This is a genomic window from Mesorhizobium sp. M7A.F.Ca.CA.002.05.1.1, from assembly GCF_003998335.1.
GTDB lineage: Bacteria > Pseudomonadota > Alphaproteobacteria > Rhizobiales > Rhizobiaceae > Mesorhizobium.
In genome coordinates this window covers 1-5673 of sequence record NZ_RZQI01000361.1, presented here as the reverse complement: position 1 = coordinate 5673, position 5673 = coordinate 1, and the positions used below count along the sequence as shown (strand labels likewise).

General features: G+C 62.9%; 5 protein-coding genes. All 5 read left to right on the top strand.

What is annotated here, in order from left to right; genetic code table 11:
* The coding region (locus EN939_RS18640; protein WP_127269180.1) for a tRNA modification GTPase at positions 1–898 on the top strand (898 nt) is incomplete at its 5' end.
* Positions 899–1372: 474 nt separating this feature from the next.
* A complete protein-coding gene (gene mnmG, locus EN939_RS18635) occupies positions 1373–3253 on the top strand; it encodes a tRNA uridine-5-carboxymethylaminomethyl(34) synthesis enzyme MnmG (protein ID WP_127269179.1) in 1881 nt (626 codons plus the stop codon).
* The gene (gene rsmG / locus EN939_RS18630) at positions 3250–3882 is read left to right on the top strand and encodes a 16S rRNA (guanine(527)-N(7))-methyltransferase RsmG (protein ID WP_127269178.1); all 633 of its coding nucleotides are present in this window, start codon (positions 3250–3252) and stop codon (positions 3880–3882) included. Before mnmG ends, rsmG begins: the two co-directional genes overlap by 4 nt.
* A gap of 52 nt (positions 3883–3934) precedes the next feature.
* Positions 3935–4735 carry a ParA family protein gene (locus tag EN939_RS18625; protein ID WP_081738757.1) on the top strand — a complete coding sequence of 267 codons (801 nt, stop codon included), beginning with the start codon at positions 3935–3937 and terminating at the stop codon, positions 4733–4735.
* Positions 4736–4804: 69 nt separating this feature from the next.
* The coding region (locus EN939_RS18620) for a ParB/RepB/Spo0J family partition protein (RefSeq protein ID WP_127269177.1) at positions 4805–5673 on the top strand (869 nt) is incomplete at its 3' end.

Here is a 5673-nt window from a genome sequence, read left to right as displayed (position 1 = left end):
CCAAAATGCCGAAGGCGCTCAGAGCGAACTCTATCTCGGCTGGCGTCGCAGGTTGATTCACGCCCGCGCCATGATCGAGGCGGAGATCGATTTTGCCGATGAAGACGATGTCCCCGGTTCCGTTTCGGATACGGTTTGGTCCGATGTCAAAACTATGATCGGCGAGATCGACCGGCACATTGCCGGATTTCGTGCTGCCGAAATCATCCGTGACGGCTTCGAGGTCGTTATCCTTGGCGCGCCCAACGCCGGCAAGTCGAGTCTGTTCAACGCCCTGGCGCGGCGGGATGCCGCTATAGTAACGGATGAACCCGGCACGACGCGGGATCTGCTTGAAGTGACACTTGATCTCCAGGGGCTGCGGGTCCGGCTTACAGATACGGCCGGGCTGCGCGATGCGCCGGGAAAGGTCGAGGCTATCGGCATCGAGAAGGCCAGGGCCAAGGCGCATGGCGCCGATCTCTTGCTCTTGCTGCAGGACATCGCGAACCCAAGAGATGTCGGCGAGCTGCCGAGTGTGGCGCCGACCTTGCGCGTCGGCACCAAGCTCGATCTGTTGGAAGACCGCGCGGCGAGCGACGCGACGGAGGATTATGCCCTTGTCATTTCGGTAAAGAACGGGACGGGCGTCGAGGAACTGCTGGGGGAAATCGGCCGGCGGGCAGCGGAAGCAGCCGGCAGCGTCGGCGATGTCCTGCCGTCGCGCCTGCGCCACGTCGAATTGCTCGGCGCAGCGAATAGCCACCTGCGTCGCGCAACCGACGGCCGGACTGTCGGGCAGGAATTGCGCGCCGAGGAGTTGCGGCTTGCAGCAGATCGCCTGGGCCGTATTGTCGGCGCCATCGACGTCGAGGACATGCTGGACGTGATTTTCTCGCAGTTCTGCATCGGGAAATGACTCACGTGAAACGATGTGCTCTCGTAAAATGACTCAGTTGTCGATGCAGAGATTTTGATGGACCGTTTGCGGAACGCCCCATCGCTTCGTCATCCACGGGCGGAGCAAGGAGCGTAGCGACGCGGCGCAGACCCGAGGATCCATGCCGCGACTTCTGAGCGCGCGCCACGGTGCAGAATTCTGATCCGCTGTACTCTTTGGCCAAGATCACGGCATGGATCCTAGGGTCTCCGCGACGTCGCTTCGCTTCCTGCTTTGCCCTAGGATGACGAACGTTGCGAACGCTTGGGTAAGACCTTCGAGCAGCGGCAAGGTGCGACTCACGTGAAACATCAGTGCCCCGATGACTCACGTGAAACACACGCGATGGCGGTGCAAGGCTGTTTCACGTGAAACGACTCGCGGAGTTTTCTTGACAGCCAAGCCTCGCGGGGACATGTGTCCCTTTAATCATTCGAGTCTGGGAAGTTTGTGATGACCAATCACTATGATGTGGTTGTGGTGGGCGGCGGCCACGCAGGTTGTGAGGCGGCCAGCGCTGCCGCGCGCGCTGGTGCCAAGACCGCGCTGGTGACGCTGCGCTTTGATACGATCGGGGTCATGTCCTGCAATCCGGCGATCGGCGGGCTCGGCAAGGGCCATTTGGTGCGCGAGATCGATGCCATGGATGGCCTGATGGGGCGCGTGGCGGATGCGGCCGGCATTCAGTTCCGCCTGCTCAACCGCCGCAAAGGTCCCGCCGTGCGCGGCCCTCGTACGCAGGCCGACCGGAAGCTTTATCGCCTTGCCATGCAGGAAGCGATTCGGCAGCAGAACGATCTCGACGTGGTTGAAGGCGAGGTTCTGGATTTTGAGATCGCCGATGGGCGGATCACGGCTGTTCTCCTGGCCGACGGCAGGCGGCTTGGCTGTGGCGCGGTCGTGCTGACGACCGGGACTTTTCTGCGCGGGCTCATTCATATTGGCGAGAGGAAGATTGTCGCCGGCCGCATGAACGAGCAGGCCAGCCTTGGGCTCTCGGCGACGATGGACCGCGCGGGCTTCAAGCTTGGACGGCTGAAGACCGGGACGCCGCCGCGGCTCGATGGCCGGAGCATCGACTGGACGACGCTGGCAAGCCAGGCCGCGGATGCGGATCCGGTGCCGTTCTCGCTGATGACCGACCGCATCACCACGCCGCAGATCGAGTGCGGCATCACCCGCACGACGACGGCCACGCATGAGCTGATTCGCGCCAATCTCGGCCGCTCGGCCATGTATTCCGGCTCGATCGAGGGCGTTGGGCCGCGTTATTGCCCGTCGATCGAGGACAAGATCGTCAAGTTCGGCGATAGGGATGGGCACCAGATCTTTCTGGAGCCGGAAGGGCTGGACGATGATACCGTCTATCCCAATGGGATTTCCACCTCGTTGCCCGAAGATGTGCAGCTCGATATATTGAAAACCATTCCGGGGCTGGAGCGCGCAATCATGCTGCAGCCCGGCTATGCCATCGAGTATGATCATGTCGATCCGCGCGAACTGCATCAGACGCTGGAGACGAAGCGCATCGGTGGTCTCTTCCTCGCCGGGCAGATCAACGGCACGACCGGCTATGAGGAAGCAGCCGGGCAAGGCCTGCTCGCAGGCCTCAATGCGGCGCGGCGGGCGGCGGGGAGCGAGCAAATCGTGCTCAGCCGCACCGAGGCGTACATCGGCGTGATGGTCGACGATTTGACCAGCCGCGGCATCGCAGAGCCCTACCGGATGTTCACGTCACGCGCCGAGTTCCGGCTGTCGCTACGCGCCGACAATGCGGATGAGCGGCTGACGCCTCTGGCGGCGAAACTGGGCATCGCCTCGGCACAGCGCATGCAGCGCTACGGGCAGGTCATGCAAAGCCTGGATGAGGCGCGGGATTTGGCGAAGTCGCTCGCCATGACGCCGAATGAGGCGGCGCGGCACGGGCTGGACATCAACCGGGATGGCGTGCGCCGGTCCGGCTATGAATTGCTGTCCTATCCCGACGTCGATGTCGCTTGGCTGGCCGGCGTCGATCCGCGCTTTGCGGCGATCGAAGGCAAGACCGCGGAGCGCCTCGAGACGGAAGCGAAGTATTCTGTCTATCTCGACCGCCAGAAGACCGACGTGGCGCAGATCCGGCATGAGGAGAGCCGGCTGATCCCCGAGACGGTCGATTTCGCCGGAGTGCCGGGTCTGTCGAACGAGCTGAAGCAGAAAATGCAGGCGCGGCGCCCGCGCTCCATAGCCGATGCCCAGCGCATGGAGGGCATGACGCCGGCGGCGCTGGCGATCATTGTCGCGCATGTCCGCCATGCGGAGAGCGCCCAGCGCCTACAAAAGGATGTTGCGTGAATTCTATGTCCCTGGAGAGCCTGCAGGATGCGGCAGGCCCGGTTTCACGTGAAACATTCGATCGGCTGGTGGCGTTCGAGCAGATGTTCCAGAAATGGAATCGCAGCATCAATCTGGTGGCGCAATCCACGTCGGGCGATGTCTGGCAGCGCCATATCCTGGACAGCGCCCAACTCGGGCGCATAGAACCCGTTGCCACACGCTGGGTGGATCTCGGCTCGGGCGGTGGGTTTCCAGGCCTTGTGATGGCGTTCCTGCTGGCCGAGCGCGACGGCGCCAGCATCGATCTGGTTGAAAGCAATCGCAAAAAGGCATCCTTCCTGCAGACCGTCGTCGGCCAGTTCAGCCTGCCGGCGCGGGTCGTGGCGCGCCGCATCGATGACAGCCATGCGCTGGTTTCGACGCCGCAAATCGTCACGGCGCGGGCGCTGGCTCCGCTTTCGACCTTGCTGGACCTGTCGGCGCCCTGGCTGGTTTCAGGCGCGCGCGGCCTGTTCCACAAAGGCCGGGATTACCGCACCGAAGTGCAAGAAAGCGTTCACCGATGGTCCTTCGATCTGGTAGAACATCCAAGTATGACCGACGTTGGCGGCGTCATCCTGGAATTGTCCAACCTGCGACCTGTCTGATCCGTCACTGACAGGCGATTTGGCGCCCAAAATGAATTTCTGGCATAAACCCATGATGAAGAATGGCCCCCGAATCATCACCGTAGCCAACCAGAAGGGCGGTGTCGGCAAGACGACGACCGCCATCAATCTGGCGACCGCGCTAGCTGCTATCGGCGAAAAGGTGCTGATCGTCGATCTCGATCCGCAGGGAAATGCCAGCACCGGTCTGGGCATCGACCGCAAGGACCGGACGGTGTCGTCCTATGACGTGTTGACCGGCGAGCTGGAGCTGGAAGCCGCGGCCATCCCCACAGCCGTGCCGGGCCTGTCGATCGTGCCGTCGACGCTCGATCTGCTCGGCATCGAAATGGAGATCGCCTCCGCGCCCGACCGGGTGCTCAAGCTGCGCAACGCGCTGCGCGCTGCGACCGAGCGCGGCGCACCCTTTGGCTATGTGCTGATCGACTGCCCGCCATCGCTCAACCTTTTGACGTTGAATTCAATGGCTGCGGCCGATTCCGTTCTTGTGCCGCTGCAATGCGAGTTTTTCGCGCTCGAAGGCCTCAGCCAGTTGCTGGAGACGGTCGAGCAGGTGCGGCGCTCGATCAATCCGGATCTCACCATCCAGGGCATCGTGCTGACCATGTATGACGGCCGCAACAATCTCGCCAACCAGGTCGTGCAGGATGTGCGGGCGCATATGGGCGACAAGGTCTACGAGACCATCATCCCGCGCAATGTGCGGGTGTCCGAGGCGCCGTCCTACGGCAAGCCGGCGATCCTCTACGATTTGAAATGCTCGGGCAGCCAGGCCTATCTGCAACTGGCATCGGAAGTGATCCGCCGCGAGCGCAAGTTACGCGCCGCTTGATGTGGCCGGATGCATAGTCAAGAGCCGATTCGATACCGAAACGATTTGGAATAGCCAACTGGAATAAAGATGAGCGAAGACCTTTCGAGAAAGAGACTGGGCCGCGGACTGGCGGCGCTGATCGGCGAGATTGATCGCCCAGTAGCACCTGAAAAACCGGGCATGAGCGCCGACGGCAAGGTGCCGATCGAGTTCCTGACCCCCAACCCGAAAAATCCGCGCCGGCATTTCGGCGACGCCGAGCTGACCGACCTTGCCCAGTCGATCCGCGAACACGGCGTCGTCCAGCCGGTGGTGGCGCGGCCTTCGCCGACACAGGCCGGACGCTACGAGATCATCGCCGGCGAGCGGCGCTGGCGTGCAGCGCAGCGCGCCGGGCTGTCCGAGATCCCGGTCATCATCCGCGAGGTCAACGATCGCACCGCGCTCGAACTGGCGATCATCGAAAACGTCCAGCGCACCGACCTCAACGCGGTCGAGGAAGCGCTCGGTTATCAGCAGCTGATCGACGAGCACGGCTACACCCAGGCCGATCTCGGCCAGGTGATCGGCAAGAGCCGCAGCCATGTCGCCAACACGCTCAGGCTCTTGAAGCTGCCGGATGTGATCCGCGACATGCTGATCGACGGCGCGCTGTCGGCGGGTCATGCCCGCACGCTGGTGACGGCGGAAGATCCGGCGGGCCTTGCCAAGCGCATCGTCGAAGAAGGACTTTCGGTGCGCCAGGCCGAAGCGCTGGCGCAGATGCCGGCCGGCACCAGCAGCGCCAGGGAAGCCAGGCCGGCGCCAAGTCCTGACGAGAAGGACGCCGACACGCTGGCGCTGGAAAAACTGTTGACCGATACGATCGGCATGATCGTGTCGGTGGATCACAAGGGCAGAGGCGGCACGCTTCGGGTAGCCTATCGCTCGCTGGAACAGCTCGATGAGTTGTGCAG